The organism is Nonomuraea sp. B208 (assembly GCF_057536035.1).
Map to the genome: position 1 here is coordinate 45,378 of NZ_BAAJOU010000027.1, position 17,918 is coordinate 63,295.

Below are 17,918 nucleotides of genomic sequence, written 5' to 3' on the forward strand. Positions count from 1 at the left end.
GGTCCACCGAACGCATGCTGCTTCCAGCATTCCCAACTGGATCGCGACCCCCTCTCAGGTCGTCGTGCGGATGCGGCTGAACTGCGCGAGCGTGGCGAAGACATGGAAGATGAGCCGGCCGCCGGGGGTGGTGTCGAGGTTCTCGTGCAGGGAGGTGAACGACCGACGGCAACGAGGCGTTGTGATCGCCTATAACACGTTCGTCACGTTGAGCTCGCGAGTCCGGGTTCGGCAGCACTCTGGAGGCATGTCGACAGCGGACGACACCTCCTCCTACGGCGAGGAAGCACGGCGTGCCCAGCTGCGGGCACAAGCTTCCGGCCAGGGCCGGATATATCAGTCCGCCAGGGATCAGACCATCCACCACCACTATCCGTCCACGCCGGACCCCGGCCAGATCGTCGAGGGCGACATCCCGCAACGCCCGCCCGGTTTCGAGCCGCGGGAGTCGCTGCTGCGGCAGCTCGCCGAACTGCTCGGCGACCCGACCCCGGATCAGGCCGTACAGGATGCGGGTGGCGGCGGGGCGGCGGTGATCTGCGCGGTGGCCGGTACGCCCGGAGTGGGCAAGACGATGCTGGCCGCCTCCTACGCCTGGGCCTGCCAGAACGCGCGCTGGCCGGTGGTGGCCTGGATCGCCGCCGAGACCCCCGACCAGATCCTGACCGGCCTGGCCGCCCTGGCCGAGCGGCTGGGCGAACGCCGCCCCGACGAGGACGCCGCCGCGGCCGCCCGCCGTGCCAAGGCCTGGCTGGCCGCCACCACCCGCCCGGCGCTGCTGGTCTTCGACAACGCCACCGACGTGAACGCCCTGCGCGCCTGGTGCCCGGCCACCGGCGCCACCCGTGTGGTCATCACCACCCGCAACCGCGCCTTCGCCCGCGCGTACGCGCCGCTCGAGGTGGAGGTGTTCACCTCCGAGCAAGCCGGGGCCTTCCTGCGGCGGCGTACCCGCCTGGAAGACCCCGACGGCGCCGCCGCGCTCGCCCACGAGCTGGGACATCTGCCGCTGGCGCTGGCGCAGGCCGCCACGGTGATCGTCCGGCTGCGCCTGGACCATGCCGGCTACCTGGAGCTGCTGCGCGGCTTCCCCGTCGGCGACTATCTGACCGTCCAGGACGGCGACGCCTACCCGGCCGGCGCCGCCGAGGCCATTCTGCTGTCGGTCACCCAGGCGGAGTCCGCTCTGCCCTTCGCCCATGAGGTGCTGTCGATTCTCGCGGTGCTGTCGCCCTCCGGCGTCCCGCCGGCGGTGCTGTCCGCCCTGAGCGATGCGGGCTCCGAGGCCGGGAGCGCGCCGGTACGCCTGCGGGAAATGCTCGCCGACCTGGCCGACACCTCGCTGATCACTTTCAGCGAGGACGGGACCACGGTCTTGATGCACCGCCTCATCCAGCGCGTACTGTGCGATCGCGCCGCCCACCACGGCGACCTCGGCGCCGTACTGAACCAGGCCATCGCGCTGCTCCAGGACTACGCCGACGCGCTGCCTCACGGCGCCGAGACCTGGGCGGCCCGGGCCGCGGTCGAGATGGTCATCGACCAGAGCGACGCCCTCTACCGGCGAGCCCCCGCCGACGAGCTTCCCAAGGAGCTCCTGGAACTCCGGATCTGGTGCGGCAAATCTCTGCAGGACCTCGCCGAACCTGCCCGCGCCGTACAGCTGCTCGAGGCCACTCTCGCCGACTGTGAGCGGGTGCTCGGCCCCGACCACCCCCATATCCTGGTCTGCCGTACCAACCTCGCGCACGCCTACTATGCGGTGCAGGACTTGGGCCTGGCCATTCCTCTGTACGAGGCGACGACGGCCGACTGTGAACGCGTGCTGGGCGCCGACCACCACCACACCCTGATCAGTCGTAGCAACCTGTCCGGCGCCTACCATGCGGCAGGGGAGTGGCGGCGGGCCATCGCGCAGCTCGAGGCCACCCTCCCCGACCTGGAGCGGGTGCTCGGCCGGAACCATCCCGACACTCTGTCCGCCCGCCACAACCTCGCCCTCGGCCACCAGGAGGCGGGGGACCTGAGCCAGGCCATCCGACTGTTCGAGGCCGCCCTCGCCGGGCGCGACCACGAACTCGGTCCTGATCACCCCGCGACCCTGGCCACCCGCACCAGCCTGGCCGGCGCCTATCAGGCATCGGGGGACCTGAAGCGGGCCACCCAACTGTTCGAGGCCACGGCCGCCGACTACGAGCGGGTGCTCGGCCCCGACCACCCCGACACCCTCCACTGCAGCACCTACCTGGCCAACGCCTACCAGGAGGCGGGGGAGCTGGACCAAGCCGTCGCGCTGTTCGAGCAGACGCTGGCCGAACGGGAGCGCGTGCTCGGTCCTGATCACCCCGCGACCCTGTCCTCCCGCGTCTACCTCGCCGGCGCCTACCGTACGGCGGGGAACCCGGATGGGGCCATTCACCTGCTTGAGGCCACTGTCAGCGACTGTGAGCGGGTGCTCGGCCCCGACCATCCCGACACCCTGACCTGCCGCAGCACCTTCGCCATCGCCCTCCAGGCAGCGGGTGAACTGAAGCGGGCCATCCAGTTGCTCAAGGTGAGCGTCAGCGACGATGAGCGGGTGCTGGGCCCCGACCACCCCTCCACCCTCACCTCCCGCGGCTACCTGGCCGACGCCTACCAGGCGGCGGGGAATCTGGGCCGGGCCATCCCGCTGCACGAGGCCACCCTCAACGACCGCGAACGCGTCCTCGGTCCCGACCACCCCTCCACCCTGTCCTCCCGCATCTACCTCGTCAGCGCCTACCAGGCGGCAGGGAATCTGGGCCGGGCCGTCGCGCTGTGCACGACCACCCTCAGCGACTGTGAGCGAGTGCTGGGGAATGATCACCCCACTACCCGTGTCGTCAGGGCGAATCTGGACGTTCTCGCCTCCGAGGCCGCTCGTCGAAGGGCTCGTTGGCGGAGTTAGCCCGTCACCTCAGGAACCGCAGGCTCGGACGGCCGGCGGCGGAGTGGGTGATCTCCGTTCGTACGCGGTAGACGTGCTCCACCGTCTCCTCCGTGAGGACCTCCGCCGGAGGGCCGGCGGCGACGAGCCGGCCCTCGTGCAGCAGCAGGAGCTGATCGCAGTACTGGGCGGCGAGGTTGAGGTCGTGCAGGGCGGTGACGACGGTGACCGGGGTCGCGGCGAGCAGGTCCAGCAGGGCGAGCTGGTGGGCGATGTCGAGGTGGTTGGTGGGTTCGTCCAGCAGCAGCTCCGTGGGTTCCTGGGCGAGGGCGCGGGCGATGTTCACCCGCTGGCGTTCGCCGCCGGAGAGCGTGGACCAGCGGCGGTGCTCCAGGTCCGCCACGCCGCACCGGCGCAGGGCGCGGCGGGCGTGTACGAGATCGTCCTCGCCGGTCGAGGCCGCCAGACGGCGGCGGTGGGGGATGCGTCCGAGCAGCGCCACGTCCAGGACGGTCAGCTCCGCGTCGGTGCTGACCTCCTGGGCGACCACGGCCAGGCGGCGGGCGACGTCGCGCCGGGGGAGGCGGTCCAGGTCGTGGCCGTCGAGCAGGACCGTGCCGCCGTGCGGCCGGAGCAGCCCGGCGAGCAGCCGCAGGAAGGTGGACTTGCCGGAGCCGTTCGGGCCGAGCAGCCCGGTCAGGCCGCCCGGGGTGAACGCGACGGTGATCCCGTCGACGATCGGCCGGCCCTGGGCCGTCCACCTGACGTCGTGGGTGCGCAGGCTCACGCCGGTGTCTCCTTTCTCCGCCGCATGACGAGCGCGAAGGCGGGCACGCCGATCAGCGCCGTCAGCACGCCGACGGGGATCTCACGGGGGGCGAAGGCGGTGCGGGCGACGGTGTCGGCGGCCAGCAGGAACACGCCGCCGTACAGGGCGCAGGCGGGAAGCAGCGCGCGGTGCCGGCCCCCGGTCAGGGCGCGTACGGCGTGCGGGACGATCAGGCCGACGAAGCCGATCGCGCCGCTCGCCGCGACCAGCACCGCCGTGGTGAGCGCGGTGACCGTGAACAGGATCAGCTCCGTCCTGGCCGGCGCGATGCCCAGCGACGCGGCGGCCTCGCGGCCGAAGGCGAACGCGTCCAGCGCCGACGAGGCCGCCCAGCAGGCCGTCATGCCCGCCGCCGCGACCACGGCGCACAGGGCCACGCTCGCCCAGCTCGCCGAGGCAAGCGAGCCCAGCAGCCAGAAGGTGACCCCGCGGGTGCTCTGCGCGTCCGCCGCCCAGATCACGGTCAGGCTGGTCAGGGCGCTGAACAGCTGGGAGACCACGACCCCGGCCAGCACGACGCGGACCGTGCTGCCGAACCGCCGGCCGATCATGGCCAGCACGCAGCAGAAGGCGAGCGCGCTGCCGCCGAAGGCGCCCGCCGACAGCGCCGCGGCGCCGGTGCCCAGCCCCAGGACCAGTACGGCCACCGCCCCGGTGGAGGCGCCGGAGGAGATGCCCAGCAGGTACGGGTCCGCCAGCGGATTGCGGGTCAGCGCCTGCAGCACGGCCCCGCACACCGACAGGCCGGCCCCGACCAGCGCCGCCAGCAGGACCCGCGGCAGGCGCAGCTCCCAGATGATGCCGTCGTCCAGCGGCGCGAGCGGCCGTACCGGCAGGCCGGCATGGGCCGCGACCGTCCGCAGGACGTCGGCGGGGGACAGCCCGGCCGCCCCCACCACGGAGGCGGCCGCGATGGACAGCAGCAGGAGCAGCAGGCCGGCGCTGATCGCGGATGCCGTCCTCATCGCCTGGCGAAGACGACGTAGTCGTCGAGGTACTGCCAGACGGTGCCCACCTCGGTGAAGCCGGCCGTGCGCAGGGCGGCGAGGTGGAAGGGCAGCGGGGCGAGCGGCTGGGGCGGGCGATCGGCGAAGCGCCGCTCGCGCTCGGGGACCCGCTCGGCGAGGTCGGGCAGCTGCCCGGCCAGGGTCCACCAGGCGTCCCAGGTGGGGGTTCCGGCGGTGAAGGCGGCCTGCTGCACCTGCTCGTCGTGGCGGGCCGAGAGCTCGGCGAGGGTGGGGTGCCCGGGGCCGAAGCGCAGGTGGTCGGCGTTGAGCAGGACCGCGCCGGGCGGCAGGATCGCGGCCAGTTCGGTGTAGACGCCGAGCAGCTGGGACGGGGACAGCCAGTGCAGCGCGGTCGAGGTCAGGACGGCGTCGAAGCGCCGGTCGGCGAAGCGCCGGCTCCAGCCGGGCTCCGCCAGGTCGGCGTCGACGACGGTGGCGCGGTCGCCGTACTCGCTGAGCACGGTCTCGGCGAGCCGGGCCAGCACGGGATCGTGGTCGGCGGCGACGACGCGGGAGCCGGGCACGCGGGCCAGCACCCGGTCAGCGATCGAGCCAGGCCCGCAGGCCAGGTCCAGCACGGTCGGCTCGGCGGGGCAGTGCAGGCGCAGGACGTCCAGCATGACCTCGAAGCGGTTCTCGCGGTGGGCGACGTACGCGCTCTGCTGCTCCTCCCAGCGGGCCAGCAGGTCGCGCGGGGTCAGGACGGGGGCGGTCATCAGTTCTCCTTGCTGGGTGCGTACAGGCTGGTCAGTCCGCGGCCGACCTGCTCGACGGCGGTGACGGCGCGGATGGACGGGTCCACGGAGGAGCCCGGGACGACGATGAAGCGGTCGTTCCTGACCGCGGTGAGCCTGGAGGCGACGGGGTCCTCGCGGAGGAAGCGCTTCTTGGCCTCGGCGCTGTCGCCGTCGCCGCCGCGGGTCAGGTCGGCCAGCACGATGACGTCGGGGTCGCGGGCGGCGATCTCCTCCCAGCTGCCCTCCGGCCACTGCTGCCGGACGTCGGCGAACGCGTTGCGCGCCCCCAGCAGCCGGGTGATCGTGCCGGGCAGGCCGGTGTCACCGGCGATGGCGGGGGTCTTGGTGCCGGAGTAGTACCACATGAGGTCGGCGTCGAGGTTCGCCGGCGCCGCGCGCTCGGCCGCCTCCAGCCGCCGGCGCAGGTCGGCGACCACGGATCGGCCCCGCTCCTGCACGCCGAAGACGGTGGCGATGTCGTCGATCTCCTTGAAGATCGCCTCGAACTCGGCGGTGGCGGGGATGAGCGCCCGGTCCTCGCAGTCGTTGGACGACAGGTACGCGGGGACGCCCAGCCTGGCGAGGTCCTGGCGCGACCCGGCGGCCTCGGGGGCGAAGGCCGAGGCGCGCATGGAGTAGACGAAGTCGGGCTTGCCGGCCAGCAGCGCCTCGCGGCCCGGGTACTGCTCGGCCAGCACGGGCACCTTCGCGTAGGACTGCGCCAGTTCGGGGAGCACCGGGTCGGTCTGGTACGCCGTGCCGGTCATGCGGCCGGCCAGCCCCAGGGTCAGCATGATCTCTGCCGCGTTCTGTTCCATGGCCACCGCCCGCCGCGGCGGGGCCTGGATCGTCAGGGGGAGTCCGCAACTCGTCACCCGGGTCGCCGGGGAAGCGGTGGTCGCCGCCGTACCGCTGCCGCTGCCGCAGGCGGTGGCCAGGGTCAGCACAGCGGCCGCCACACCCCAACGAATGGGAATGGTTTTCATGTTCGCTGACCTTAGCATTAACGGGAAGCACCACCTCATCGGAGCCGGCCGATCTCCGGGATAATCTGCCGGTGGCAGGTGGAGCCAGGCGCCGCCGCCGCGGAGTCGTGAAGGAGTCGGAGCGTGCAGCTGCGTCCCGCGAGGCATGAAGACGCGCAGGAGATCGCCAGGATCTGGCACGAGGGCTGGGGCGACGGGCACCGGGGCAACGTCCCCGACGCGCTCGCGGCGGTCAGGACCCCGGAATCGTTCGGCGAACGCGCGGAGCAGCGGATCGCGGACACGGTCGTCGCGATCGTCGGGGGCGCCGTGGCCGGCTTCGTGATGGTGGCCGAGGACGAGGTGGAGCAGGTCTACGTGGCCAGGGAGCACCGCGGCGGCGAGGTGGCGACCGCGCTGCTCGCCGAGGCCGAACGCCTCGTCGCGGCCAACGGTCACGGGCGGGCGTGGCTGGCGGTCGTCGCGGGCAACACCCGCGCCCGCCGGTTCTACGAGCGGAACGGCTGGGTCGACGAAGGACCGTTCGACCACCTCGCGCCGAGCGAGACCGGACCCATTGTCGTCCCGGCCCACCGCTACGTGAAGCTCCAGCAGGGCTCATCGGCTTGACAGTTGATCTTGTATGCACAAGATTGTTGCGTCCCTCCGACCGATCCCAGGGGAACGTGATGAAGCGAACCGTCGTGGGCGTCATCCTGATCGCGGGTCTGGCGCAGCTCCTCGCCGCCCCTGCGCAGGCAGCGCCCGGGACCGACCCGGTGACGGCGCTCCGGGCGGCTCTGATCCGCGGCAAGGGCGTGGACATCGCGTACACCGCGAAGGTGGATCACGGTCACGGCGTGTACTACACCTTGAAGCTGGACGGCATGGTGGGGTTCGGGCCGCAGGGCGAGATCGCCTCTGATACGTCCCAGCGCGCGCGGTACAGCAAGGTGATGAGGAGCGGTCTGAAGGAACTCGGCTTGGCGGAGTACGCCGCCGTGGAAGAGACGCCCCTGAGGGTGATCTCGTCGGGCCACGACGACTACGTCTCGGGCCCCCGCTTCGCCGACGTACTGCCACAGGGCACGAACTGGGTCCGCTACCCGCACACCGATCTGCCCGCCAGCAATCCGTTGCTGGAGGTACTGGAGCCCGCCACGCTCAAGGCTGCGCTGGCGCGCCGCACGTCCTGGCGGGGCGGGGTGGTGAAGGGCACGATCAAGGCCGACGAGCTGGTCGAGGTGTCTGATTCCTTCGCCTCGCGCTTCCGCGGCTCTTCCCGGAGCAAGCCCGTCAGCACCATCTCCTACACCCTCCGTCTGAGCCCGGCCGGACTGGTGGAGCGGGTCACGGCCAAGGGAGTCCTGCACCACTGGAAGGGGTCCGTGCTCCGCGTCGAGGCCGACACCCGCTACTCCACCTGGGGACGGCCGGTCACCGTCGCGCTGCCGCTGAAGGGCGAGGTGCTCGACCAGGAGCAGCTCGAAGGCAAGGTGCCCTACCAGGTGCCCGGCGCCTGGAACTAGCCGGTACCGGCGTCCGGCCCGTATCGGCCCTTCCGCCGGCGGCGGTCTCGGCATATAAGTAAGTATCTAGTTCGTTAATCGATCCAGAAAGGTGAGACCTCATGCTCACCGCTGATCGTGGCAAGGCCCCTGCCGCCGGCCGCCGCCCCGCGAACCCCTCGCCGGCGCTCGCGACCGCCTGTCTCTCCGGCACGCTCGAGGACAAGCTCGCGGCCGCCGCCGCCGCGGGCTTCGGCGGGATCGAGATCTACGAGGACGACCTCATCGTGTCGAGCTGGTCGCCGGGCCGGATCCGGCAGGAGTGCGACCACCTGGGCCTGGCGATACACCTGTATCAGCCGTTCCATGACTTCGAGGCGGTGCCGCGCGAGGCGTTCGAGGCCAATCTTCGCCGGGCGGAGCGCAAGTTCGACGTGCTGGAGCAGCTCGGCGCGACCACGATGGCGGTCTGCTCGACGACCGCCGCGCACGCCGTGGACGACGACGACCTCGCCGCGGAGCAGCTGCGCACGCTGGCCGAGCGGGCCGCCCGGCGTGGCCTGCGCATCGCCTACGAAGCTCTGGCCTGGGGCCGGTACGTGAACACCGTCGAGCACGCCTGGCGGATCGTCCGGCGCGCCGACCATCCCGCGCTCGGTTTATGCCTCGACAGCTTCCACGTGTTCGCCCGCGGCGACGACCCCGCCGCGATCCGGGCCGTTCCCGGAGCGAAGGTGTTCCACCTGCAGCTCGCCGACGCGCCACGGCTGAACATGGACGCGTGGGAGTGGAGCGAGCACCACCGGCTGTTCCCCGGGCAGGGCGATTTCGACGTGGCCGGGCTCCTCGGGCACGTGCTCGCCACGGGGTACGACGGCCCGCTCTCGGTCGAGGTGTTCAACGACGTCTGCCGGCAGGCCGATCCCCGGCACGTCGCCGTGGACGCGATGCGGTCGCTGCTGTCCCTGGAGGAGACGGTCGGCGCGGCCGGCCCGGCGACGGTGCGTGAGCGCGTCCGGCCGGCCGATCTGCCCCCGGCTCCGCGGCTGGGCGGTCACGTGTTCACCGAGCTGGCCGTGGACGAGATCTCCGGCCCGGTCGTGGCGCGGGTGCTCACCGCGCTCGGGTTCACCCATGCCGGTCGGCATCGTTCCAAGCCGGTGCAGCTGTGGTCGCAGGGCGCGGCCCGGCTGCTGCTGAACTTCGCGCCGCAACGGAAAGTGGCCGCGGGCACCGCCGCCGTCTGCGCGCTGGCCGTGGAGAGCGCCGACCCGGCCGGGTCGGCGCGGCGCGCCGAGCGGCTGCTGGCGCCCGTGCTCCCCCGGGTCCGCCGGGAAGGGGAGGCGCAGCTCAACTCCGTGGCGGCCCCGGACGGAACGGCCGTCTTCTTCTGCCGTACGGGCGGGGATGACAACTGGCTCGACGATTTCGCCCCCACCGGGCGCGAGGCCAGCCCCGACGGCCTGCTGACCGGGACGGACCACGTCTCGCTCACCGAATCGGTCGACGACTTCGACCAGGCCGCGCTCTTCTACCACGCCGTGCTCGGCCTGCGGGCGACGCGGACCACCACGCTGCCCGCGCCGTTCGGGCTGATGCACAGCCGGGCCGCGGCGGACCCGCAGCACCACGTACGGATCAACCTCAACACCGCGCCGCTCCGGCGGGGCGACTGGTCGCCGGCGGTGCCGAGCCCGCAGCACATCGCGTTCACCACCGACGACGCGATCGCCGCGGCGCGGGCGATGCGGGCGCTCGGCGCGCCGCTGCTGACGATCCCCGACAACTACTACGACGACCTCGACGCCCGCCTGGCGTTGCCACAGGAGCTGCTCGCGGCGATGAGACGGCACTCCATCCTCTACGACCGGGATCAGCACGGCGAGTACCTGCACTTCTGCACCGAGATGATCGGCGCGCGGATCTTCTTCGAGGTGGTCCAGCGGGTCGGCGGCTACTCCGGCTACGGCGCCCCGAACAGCGCGGCGGTGCGCATGGCCGCGCACCGCAGGCGACGGCTGACCACGTTGAAACGGCCGCCCGCCCTCGCCGGCGGCGACCACGCGCACGACTACTCCCTGGCGCATCTGACCGCGTTGAGCCTGTCTCCCCCCGAGCTGGTGAGCGCCGCCGCCGACGCCGGCTACCGGTACGTGGGCCTGCGCATGACCAAGGTCACCCCGCACGAGCCGCACCACCCCCTCGCCACCGACCCCGCGCTGATGCGGGCGACCAAGGTCCGGCTCGCGGCCACCGGAATCCAGGTGCTCGACATCGAGCTCGCCCGGATCCCGCCCGAGGCCGATCCCGCGGAGTTCGTGCGCTTCCTGGAGGCGGGAGCCGAGCTCGGCGCCCGCCACGTGATCACGCAGCTTCCCGACCCGGACTTCGCCCGCAAGGCCGACCGGTACGCCCGGCTGTGCGAGCTGGCCAGGCCGCTCGGCCTCACCGTCGATCTGGAATTCCCGTCGTGGACCCAGACCGGCGACCTCGCCGAGGCCGTCCGCGTCCTGCGTGCCGCCCGCCAGCCCAATGCGGGCATCCTCGTCGACCTGATCCACTTCGCCCGCTCCGGCTCCAGCCTGGCCGAGCTGCGTGACCTGCCGCCGGAGTGGTTCCACTTCGCCCACGTCTGCGATGCGCCGGCCGAGGCGCCGCCCACGCAGGAGGAGATCGTCCACGCCGCTCGCTTCGAGCGCCTGTTCCCCGGCGAGGGCGGCCTCGACGTGCACGGGATCCTCGGCGCCCTGCCGCCGGGAATCCCGTACGCCCTGGAGATCCCCCGGGCCACCCTCGTGGCCCAGGTGGGCGCGAAGGAGCACGCCCGCCTCGCGATCACCGCGGCGCGCCGCCATCTCGACGCGGCCGTCCGGCGTACCGGCCCCACCGAGGCGGCATAGACCGCTGGTCAGGTAACTCACTAGTACGTACATTAGGAGGGTCTGTCAACGGGCCTCAAGGGAGACGTGATGGAGTCATACCTGGTCGGACTGATCGGCTCGGGCATCGGTCCCTCGTTGAGCCCGCAACTGCACGAGCAGGAGGCCGCGCACCACGGGCTGCACTACGTCTACCGGCTGCTCGACATCGACCGCGTGGGCGCCCACCTGGGGGAGCTGGTCCGCACGGCACACAGGTTCGGCTACGACGGGCTCAACGTCACGCACCCCTGCAAGCAGGACATCATCCCGTTCCTGGACGAGCTGTCGCCGGACGCCCGCATGCTCGGCGCGGTGAACACCGTGGTGTTCGACGGCGATCGGGCCATCGGCCACAACACGGACTGGACGGGCTTCGCCGAGTCCTTCGCCCGCGGCCTGCCCGACGCGCCCGCCCACCACGTCGTCCAGCTCGGCGCGGGAGGAGCGGGGGCCGCGGTCGCGCACGCGCTGCTCACCCTGGGCGCCGATCGCATCACCCTGGTCGACGCCGACCCGGCGCGGGCCACCGCGCTCGCCGGCGAGCTGGCCGCCCGCTTCGGCGCGGGACGGGCCCGCCCCGCGGACGCCGTCCAGCTACCGGAGCTACTGGCGGAGGCAGATGGCCTGGTGCACGCCACCCCCACCGGCATGGCCCACCATCCCGGGATGCCGTTGCCCGCCGAGCTGCTGCGTCCCGCGTTGTGGGTGGCCGACATCGTGTACCGGCCGCTGAAGACGGAGCTGCTCGAACAGGCGCGGGCGCTCGGCTGCCGGACGCTGGACGGCGGCGGCATGGTCGTCTTCCAGGCCGTGCACGCGTTCCGGCTGTTCACCGGCCGGGAACCGGACACCGAGCGGATGCTCGCCCACCTGACCGATCTCGTCTCCGTCTGAGGCGGAAGATGTGCCTAGGATGAGCCGGTGACCAGTCAACCCGCAGCCCCTGAACGCCAGCGGGATCCCGACCGCACCAAGTCGGAGATCCTGGAGGTCGCTCAGCAGGAGTTCGCCCGCCACGGTTACGCGGGAGCGCGGGTGGACGAGATCGCGGCCCGCATGCGCACGACCAAGCGCATGATCTACTACTACTTCGGCAGCAAGGAACGCCTCTTCATCGCGGTGCTGGAGAAGGCCTACGCCGAGGTGCGCAAGGTGGAGCAGGCGATCGAGGTCGGGCACCTGGCGCCGGTGGAGGCCATCCGCACCCTGGCCGAGCTGACCTTCGACCACCACGACGCGCACCGCGACTTCATCAAGCTGGTCACGATCGAGAACATCCACCAGGCCGAGCACATCCGCAAGTCGCAGGCGCTGGCCAACCTGGGCACGCCCGTGCTCGATCTCATCGAGGCGATCCTCGACGCGGGCACGGCGAGCGGCGACTTCGTCACCGAGGCCGACGCCATCGACGTGCACATGCTGATCAGCTCGTACTGCTTCTTCCGGGTGGCCAACCAGCACACCTTCGGGGCGCTGTTCGGGCGGGACATGACCGCCCCGGCGCACCGCGAACGGCTGCGCCGGATGGTGGGGGACGCGGTCGTGGCCTATCTGCGGGGCGCGGGCGCCTGATCGATCAGGGCGTGACCTCGATCTTGCCGGTGGGCCTCGGGCTGTGGGAGTCGTTGAAGAAATACTCGCCGGGCTTGGTGAAGGTGTACTGGAAGGACTCGCCCGGCTTGAGCCTGACGTCGAACAGCCCCTCGAAGAACTGCGTGGCCCCGTGGACGTGCACGTTGTCGGCGGGGTTGACGAAGGTGACCGTCGTCCCGGCCGGCACCCGCAGATGGGTGGGGGCCATGGCGTTGACGGCCGTGGACTCGACGGCGCCCACCTGGCCGCCCGCGTACACGCGGGCCAGGACCACGGTGTTGTTCACGACGCCGCCGTCCACCGGGCCGCCGGAGACCGGCCGCCGCACCACGGGAGGCGGCGGGGTGGGCGCGGGGGGCGCGCCCCCGCCCAGCTTGAAGGCCCACAGGTGGTCGCCGCGCGGCGCGGAGTTCCCGTACGGGATGCTCGTGCCGCCGGCGTAGACGGCGACGTACTGCTCGCCGTCGATCTCGTAGGCGATGGGGGCGCTGCTGACCCCGGCCCCGGTCTGCCAGCGCCACAGCTCGCGGCCGTCGCGGGCGTCCAGGCAGAGCAGGTTGCCGTCGGGCTGGCCGATGAACAGCAGGTCGGAGGCCGTGGTGAGGACGCCGTTGCCGTGCGCCATCGAGTACGGCAGGTTCTTCCTCCAGCGCACCCGGTTCGTCGAGGGGTCCACGGCCACGACGCCGCCCGTCATGTACTCGCCCGGCGGGCGCAGCCCGTTGGACGCCTCGGTCAGCGAGTGGGCGGCCGCCACGTAGCCGAAGCCCGTGTAGACCAGGCGGGTGCTCGCGCTGTAGGAATGGGCGCTCCAGTCGGCCCCGCCGCCGTGGCCGGGGATCGTCAGGATCGGCTCGTCCCAGTGCGGCGTGTAGAGCGGCCCGATCCGGTAGTTCGGCACGGCGCGGTGCGGCAGGCCGGGCACCTCGGTGCCGAGCGGCTGCCGCACCGGCGTCAGCTCGGTCCAGCCGCCCTGGCGCGGGAAGGGCTGCGTCGGCCAGGTCTTCTGCCGGGGCTCCTGCGGCACCGGCACCTCGTCGATGCCGAGCGGCGCGGAGCCGTCGGCGCGGTCGAGGATGTAGTACATGCCGGTCTTGCTGCCGTACACGACCAGCTTGCGGAGGCGGCCGTGGACGCGGGCGTCCACCAGGACCGGCGCCATCACGTTGTCCATGTCCCAGATGTCGTGGTGGACCGACTGGAAGTGCCAGCGGTAGGCGCCGGTCCTCAGGTCCAGGGCCACGATCGAGTTGGCGAACAGGTTCTGGCCGCCGCGCTCGGAGCCGTCCTGCGAGGACCTGCCGCCTCTGGCGTTGCCGAACGTCCAGTAGACCAGGCGCAGGTCGGGGTCGATGGCGCAGTGCATCCACGGCGTCGCGCCGCCCTCCCGCCACGACTCGCCCTCCCAGGTGCCGCCGCCGACGGTGCCGGGCTCGGCCGTGCCCCAGAAGTGCCACACCAGGTCGCCGGTGGCGGCGTCGAAGGCGAGGGCGGCGCCCCTCGGGCCGTCGTTGGTGCCGCAGTGGAGCAGGCCGTCGTGGTAGGTGACCGCGACCTTCTCCAGGTTGCCGTACCCGTGGTGCTGCCGCTCCCACACCACCTGGCCGGTGCGCTGGTCGAGGGCGATCAGCCAGTTGTCGTTGGCGCAGGTGAAGACCTTGCCCGCGCCGACCGCCACCCCGCGCCGGGTGACCGCGCCGCGCGTCTGCTCGTACTTCCAGATCGTGGCGCCGGTACGGCCGTCCACGGCGACCACGTTGCCCAGCGCCGACTCGACGAACAGCACGCCGTCCACCGCCACGGCCGTGCTCTGGCTGTTGCCCGCCATGAGACCGCCCTCGATGTTGTTCACCCAAGCCCCGCGCAGCCGCCTGACGTTGCCCGGGTGCAGCCGGCGCAGGGCGCTGTGGTTGTGGTTGGCCAGGTTGCCGCCGACCTTGGGGAAATCGCGGTCGGAGCGCCGGACGGCCGCGGCGGCGGGCGGCTGCCCCGCTCCCGCGAGTGCGGCCGCGGCTACGGCGCCCGCGAGCAACTCTCTGCGACGGACCATGACCCTCTCCTCACGTTCTACAGACCGAGATAGATGCGCCGGACCCGGGGGTCGTCGCTCAGCTCCGCCGAGGCGCCGCTGGCGGCGATCTCGCCGTTCTCCATGACCAGGCAGGTGGTGGTGACGTCGAAGGTGAGCTTGGCGTTCTGCTCCACGAGCAGGATGGCCAGGCCGTCGGCGTTGAGCTTCTTCAGCGCGGCGGCGATGTCGCCGACGAGCTTGGGCGACAGGCCCATCGAGGGCTCGTCCAGCAGCATCACCTTGGGCCGGCACATCATGGCCCGGCCCACCGCGAGCATCTGCTGCTGGCCGCCGGACAGCGCGCCGGCCAGCCGGCCGCGCATCTCGGCGAGGACCGGGAAGAGCTCGTACACCTCATCGATCGGGGTGTGCTTCCAGCTGCTCGTGTACGCGCCGAGCAGCAGGTTCTTCTCCACCGTGAGCCCGGGGAAGACGTGCCTGCCCTCGGGGACGTAACCGATGCCGTGCCTGACCAGCGTGTGCGCGGGCGCCCGCAGCAGGTCGTGCGCGCCGAACCGGATGGCCTCGGCCTGCCGGGGCGCCAGCCCCATGATCGCTTTCAGGGTGGAGGACTTGCCGGCGCCGTTCGCGCCGATGATGCCGAGCGACTGGCCGGGCTCGACGGTGAAGGAGACGTCGTGGGCGGCGCGCACGCCGCCGTAGTGCACGGACAGCCCCTCGACGGTGAGCGTGCTCCCAGCGGATGTCATCGGGTCGCCTCCTCGACGGCGGCTTCTGCGGTCTCCTCGGTCGGCGCGGCCATCGAGTCGCCGAGGTAGGCGGCGACGACGTCCGGGTGCACGGCGACCTCGGCCGGCGGGCCGTCGGCGATCACCCTGCCGCTGGACAGCACGGTGACCTGGTCGCACAGCGACATGACGAGGCCCATGTTGTGCTCGATGATGATCACGGTGACGCCGGAGTCCCTGATGGAGCGGACGATGTCGGCGAGCTGGCGCACCTCCTCGCCGTTGAGCCCGGCGGCGGGCTCGTCGAGCAGCAGCAGGCTGGGGGACATGGCCATGGCCCTGGCCAGCTCGATGCGGCGCTGGATGCCGTAGGGCAGCGAGCGCGGCTCGGCGTCGGCGACCTCGGCGAGCCCGAAGCGGTCGACCAGCTCCGCGGTCCGCCGGTGCAGCGTGCGCTCGTAGCCCAGCACCTGCCAGGGCAGGACCGCGTAGCGCCAGATCCAGCTCGTACGGGTGCGGTCCAGCGCCAGCAGCAGGTTCTCGCGCACGCTGAGGTCCTCGAACAGGCGCAGGTTCTGGAACGTGCGGGCCACGCCGCGCAGCGACAGCCGGTACGGCGCCAGCCCGGTCGCCGCTCGCCCGCCGAGCTCCACCGACCCTTCCGTGGCGTCGTAGAAGCCGCTGATCACGTTGAACAACGTCGTCTTGCCGGAGCCGTTCGGCCCGACGATGCCGCGGATCTGCCCCGTGGGGACGCTGAGCGACACCTTGTCGAGCGCCACCAGGCCCTTGAACCGCTTGGTCACCTCCCGGACCTCAAGAGCGCTCTCCCCGGAGGGGGCGGGCGCGGGGTCGTACGGCCGGAACGCGCCGAGCTGGGCCCGCGAGCCGCCGGTCCGCCGGCGCAGCAGGGACCGGAGCTGCCCCGGCAGCCCGGCCAGCCCCTTGGGCGCGAACACCACCACCAGCACGACCACCAGGCCGTAGCCGAGCTGCGCGTAGCCGGACGCGTCCAGCAGCGCCTCCCTGACCAGCGACAGCGCGACCGCGCCGACGACGCAGCCGAGGATGCTGCTCCGCCCGCCGATGATCACCATGGCCAGCAGCAGGAACATGTTGGCGATGTTGAACGACTCGGGCGCGACGAACCGGATCAGCCCGGCGTACAGGACGCCGGCCAGGCCGCCGTACAGGCCGGACAGCACGAACGCCGTCATGCGCAGCAGCGGGATCTCCGCCCCGAGCGCGCCCGCCGCGAGGTCGTCGTCGCGCATGGCGCGCAGGCGGCGGCCGAGCGGGGAGTGCGTGACGAACAGCGCGAAGGCCAGCGCGACCGCGAAGACGACCAGCTCGACGTAGTAGAACAGGTAGCCGCTGGACAGGTCGATGCCGAACATCGGCGGCACCGGGATGTCGCTGATGCCCTCGGCGCGCCCCGCAATCGTGGAGTTGGTGACCCAGTTGGTGAACGCCAGCGCCAGCCCGAGCGTGACGATGCCGAGGTAGTGCGACTGCATGCGCAGCGCCGGGATGCCGGTCAGCACGCCGAACACCACGGCGATGAGGACGGCCAGCACGGCGGCGGTCCAGAAGCCGAGGCCGGCCTCGGTGGTGAGGATCGCCACCGCGTACGCGCCCACCCCGAAGAACGCGACCTGGGCCAGGTTGATCTGCCCGGCCACGCCCATGGTCAGCCCGAGCCCGACGGCCAGGACGGCGAAGATGATCGCGACGTCGGCGACGTGGATGGCGTAACCGCCCAGGGTGTACGGCAGCAACCAGGCCGCCGCGATCAGCGGGACGAGCCCTAGCCAGCGCTTCATGCCCGGTTCACCGTTGCCTCCCCGAAGATGCCGGTCGGGCGGATCATGACCACCACGGCGAACACCAGGAACGTGACCAGCTCGCTGTACTCCTGGAAGTTGCCGGCGGCGAAGGAGTCGAGCAGGCCGAAGGCGAGGCCGCCGACGATCGCGCCGGGCATGCTGCCGAAGCCGCCGAGCATGGCGGCGGCGAAGCCCTTGATGCCGAGGGTGCCGCCCATGGTCGGGTTGACGTACAGCATGGGCCCGATCAGGCTGCCGGCCAGCGCGGCGAGGCCCGCGCCGATGGCGAAGGCCATGGCGTTGCTGCGGCCCACGTGGATGCCGACCGCGGTCGCGGCCTGGTGGTCCATGGCGACCGCCTGCATGGCCGCGCCCCGCTTGGTGCGCTGCAGGAACAGCGCCAGCAGGCCGGTCGCGGCCGCGGCGACCGCGATCACCAGCAGGCTGTAGGTGGGGATGCGGATGCCGGCCACGTCGATCGGCCCCGTCGCGACCGGGGACGGCACCGCGTGCCCGGTGGCACCCCAGATCAGCACCGCGCCCGCCTCCAGGACGGCGCCGAAGCCGATCGTGCCGATCAGCATCAGCGTGAAGTCCTTGTTCTCCAGCGGGCGCAGGAACCGCTCGATGACCAGGCCGATCAGCGCCGTCACCGCGATGGCGACCACGATCGCGACGGCGAAGGGGAGCCGCGTGGCCAGGTAGAAGGTGGAGGCGGCGTAGGCGCCGATCATGACGACGCTGCCGTGGGCGAAGTTGACCAGCCCCATCGTCCGGTAGACGATCGAGAAGCCCATCGCCACCAGCGCGTACACCGCTCCGAACGTGACCCCGCCGATCAGGGTCTGAAGGAAGACCTGCACG

The 17,918-nt window shown here is 72.0% G+C and carries 14 protein-coding genes; 6 read left to right on the forward strand and 8 right to left on the reverse strand.

Annotated features, from left to right (window positions below; translation table 11 throughout):
* Nucleotides 1–247 precede the first annotated feature (247 nt).
* Nucleotides 248–2,929, forward strand: a complete 2,682-nt coding sequence (locus AC27IY_RS31830) for a tetratricopeptide repeat protein (RefSeq protein ID WP_487180159.1) — start codon at nt 248–250, stop codon at nt 2,927–2,929.
* Nucleotides 2,930–2,933: 4 nt separating this feature from the next.
* On the opposite strand, the gene AC27IY_RS31835 is transcribed toward AC27IY_RS31830, so the two are convergent.
* From AC27IY_RS31835 to AC27IY_RS31850, 4 genes are read right to left on the reverse strand one after another with little or no spacing between them, the layout of a single operon-like run.
* Nucleotides 2,934–3,695, reverse strand: coding sequence for an ABC transporter ATP-binding protein (locus tag AC27IY_RS31835; protein WP_487180160.1), 762 nt, complete (start codon nt 3,693–3,695; stop codon nt 2,934–2,936).
* Entirely contained in the window at nt 3,692–4,702 is a 1,011-nt protein-coding gene (locus AC27IY_RS31840) for a FecCD family ABC transporter permease (RefSeq protein ID WP_435408298.1), read from the reverse strand. The genes AC27IY_RS31835 and AC27IY_RS31840 overlap by 4 nt, the downstream gene beginning before the upstream one ends.
* A complete protein-coding gene (locus AC27IY_RS31845) occupies nt 4,699–5,460 on the reverse strand; it encodes a class I SAM-dependent methyltransferase (RefSeq protein WP_487180161.1) in 762 nt (253 codons plus the stop codon). Before AC27IY_RS31845 ends, AC27IY_RS31840 begins: the two co-directional genes overlap by 4 nt.
* Nucleotides 5,460–6,467, reverse strand: a complete 1,008-nt coding sequence (locus tag AC27IY_RS31850) for an ABC transporter substrate-binding protein (protein ID WP_487180162.1) — start codon at nt 6,465–6,467, stop codon at nt 5,460–5,462. Before AC27IY_RS31850 ends, AC27IY_RS31845 begins: the two co-directional genes overlap by 1 nt.
* A gap of 123 nt (nt 6,468–6,590) precedes the next feature.
* On the opposite strand from AC27IY_RS31850, the gene AC27IY_RS31855 reads away from it, so the two are divergent.
* From AC27IY_RS31855 to AC27IY_RS31875, 5 genes are all read left to right on the forward strand, one after another.
* Nucleotides 6,591–7,076, forward strand: coding sequence for a GNAT family N-acetyltransferase (locus AC27IY_RS31855; protein ID WP_487180163.1), 486 nt, complete (start codon nt 6,591–6,593; stop codon nt 7,074–7,076).
* Nucleotides 7,077–7,135: 59 nt separating this feature from the next.
* Nucleotides 7,136–7,975 carry a hypothetical protein gene (locus AC27IY_RS31860; RefSeq protein WP_487180164.1) on the forward strand — a complete coding sequence of 280 codons (840 nt, stop codon included), beginning with the start codon at nt 7,136–7,138 and terminating at the stop codon, nt 7,973–7,975.
* Nucleotides 7,976–8,076: 101 nt separating this feature from the next.
* Complete coding sequence (locus tag AC27IY_RS31865; protein WP_487180165.1) at nt 8,077–10,854, forward strand: TIM barrel protein; 2,778 nt, start codon at nt 8,077–8,079, stop codon at nt 10,852–10,854.
* Between the two features lie 69 nt (nt 10,855–10,923).
* The gene (locus tag AC27IY_RS31870; protein ID WP_487180166.1) at nt 10,924–11,769 is read left to right on the forward strand and encodes a shikimate dehydrogenase; all 846 of its coding nucleotides are present in this window, start codon (nt 10,924–10,926) and stop codon (nt 11,767–11,769) included.
* 27 nt (nt 11,770–11,796) lie between these two features.
* Entirely contained in the window at nt 11,797–12,447 is a 651-nt protein-coding gene (locus AC27IY_RS31875) for a TetR family transcriptional regulator (RefSeq protein ID WP_344207865.1), read from the forward strand.
* Nucleotides 12,448–12,451: 4 nt separating this feature from the next.
* Here AC27IY_RS31875 and AC27IY_RS31880 read toward each other — a convergent pair whose 3' ends face one another.
* Genes AC27IY_RS31880 through AC27IY_RS31895 form a run of 4 tightly spaced genes read right to left on the reverse strand, consistent with a single transcriptional unit; the run spans nt 12,452 to nt 17,917 of the window.
* Entirely contained in the window at nt 12,452–14,518 is a 2,067-nt protein-coding gene (locus AC27IY_RS31880) for an outer membrane protein assembly factor BamB family protein (RefSeq protein WP_487180167.1), read from the reverse strand.
* A gap of 17 nt (nt 14,519–14,535) precedes the next feature.
* Entirely contained in the window at nt 14,536–15,249 is a 714-nt protein-coding gene (locus tag AC27IY_RS31885; protein WP_423450031.1) for an ABC transporter ATP-binding protein, read from the reverse strand.
* On the reverse strand, nt 15,246–17,051 hold the full coding sequence (locus AC27IY_RS31890) for a branched-chain amino acid ABC transporter ATP-binding protein/permease (protein ID WP_487180168.1): 1,806 nt from the start codon (nt 17,049–17,051) through the stop codon (nt 15,246–15,248). Before AC27IY_RS31890 ends, AC27IY_RS31885 begins: the two co-directional genes overlap by 4 nt.
* The gene (locus AC27IY_RS31895; protein ID WP_344207870.1) at nt 17,048–17,917 is read right to left on the reverse strand and encodes a branched-chain amino acid ABC transporter permease; all 870 of its coding nucleotides are present in this window, start codon (nt 17,915–17,917) and stop codon (nt 17,048–17,050) included. The genes AC27IY_RS31890 and AC27IY_RS31895 overlap by 4 nt, the downstream gene beginning before the upstream one ends.
* Nucleotide 17,918 lies beyond the last annotated feature (1 nt).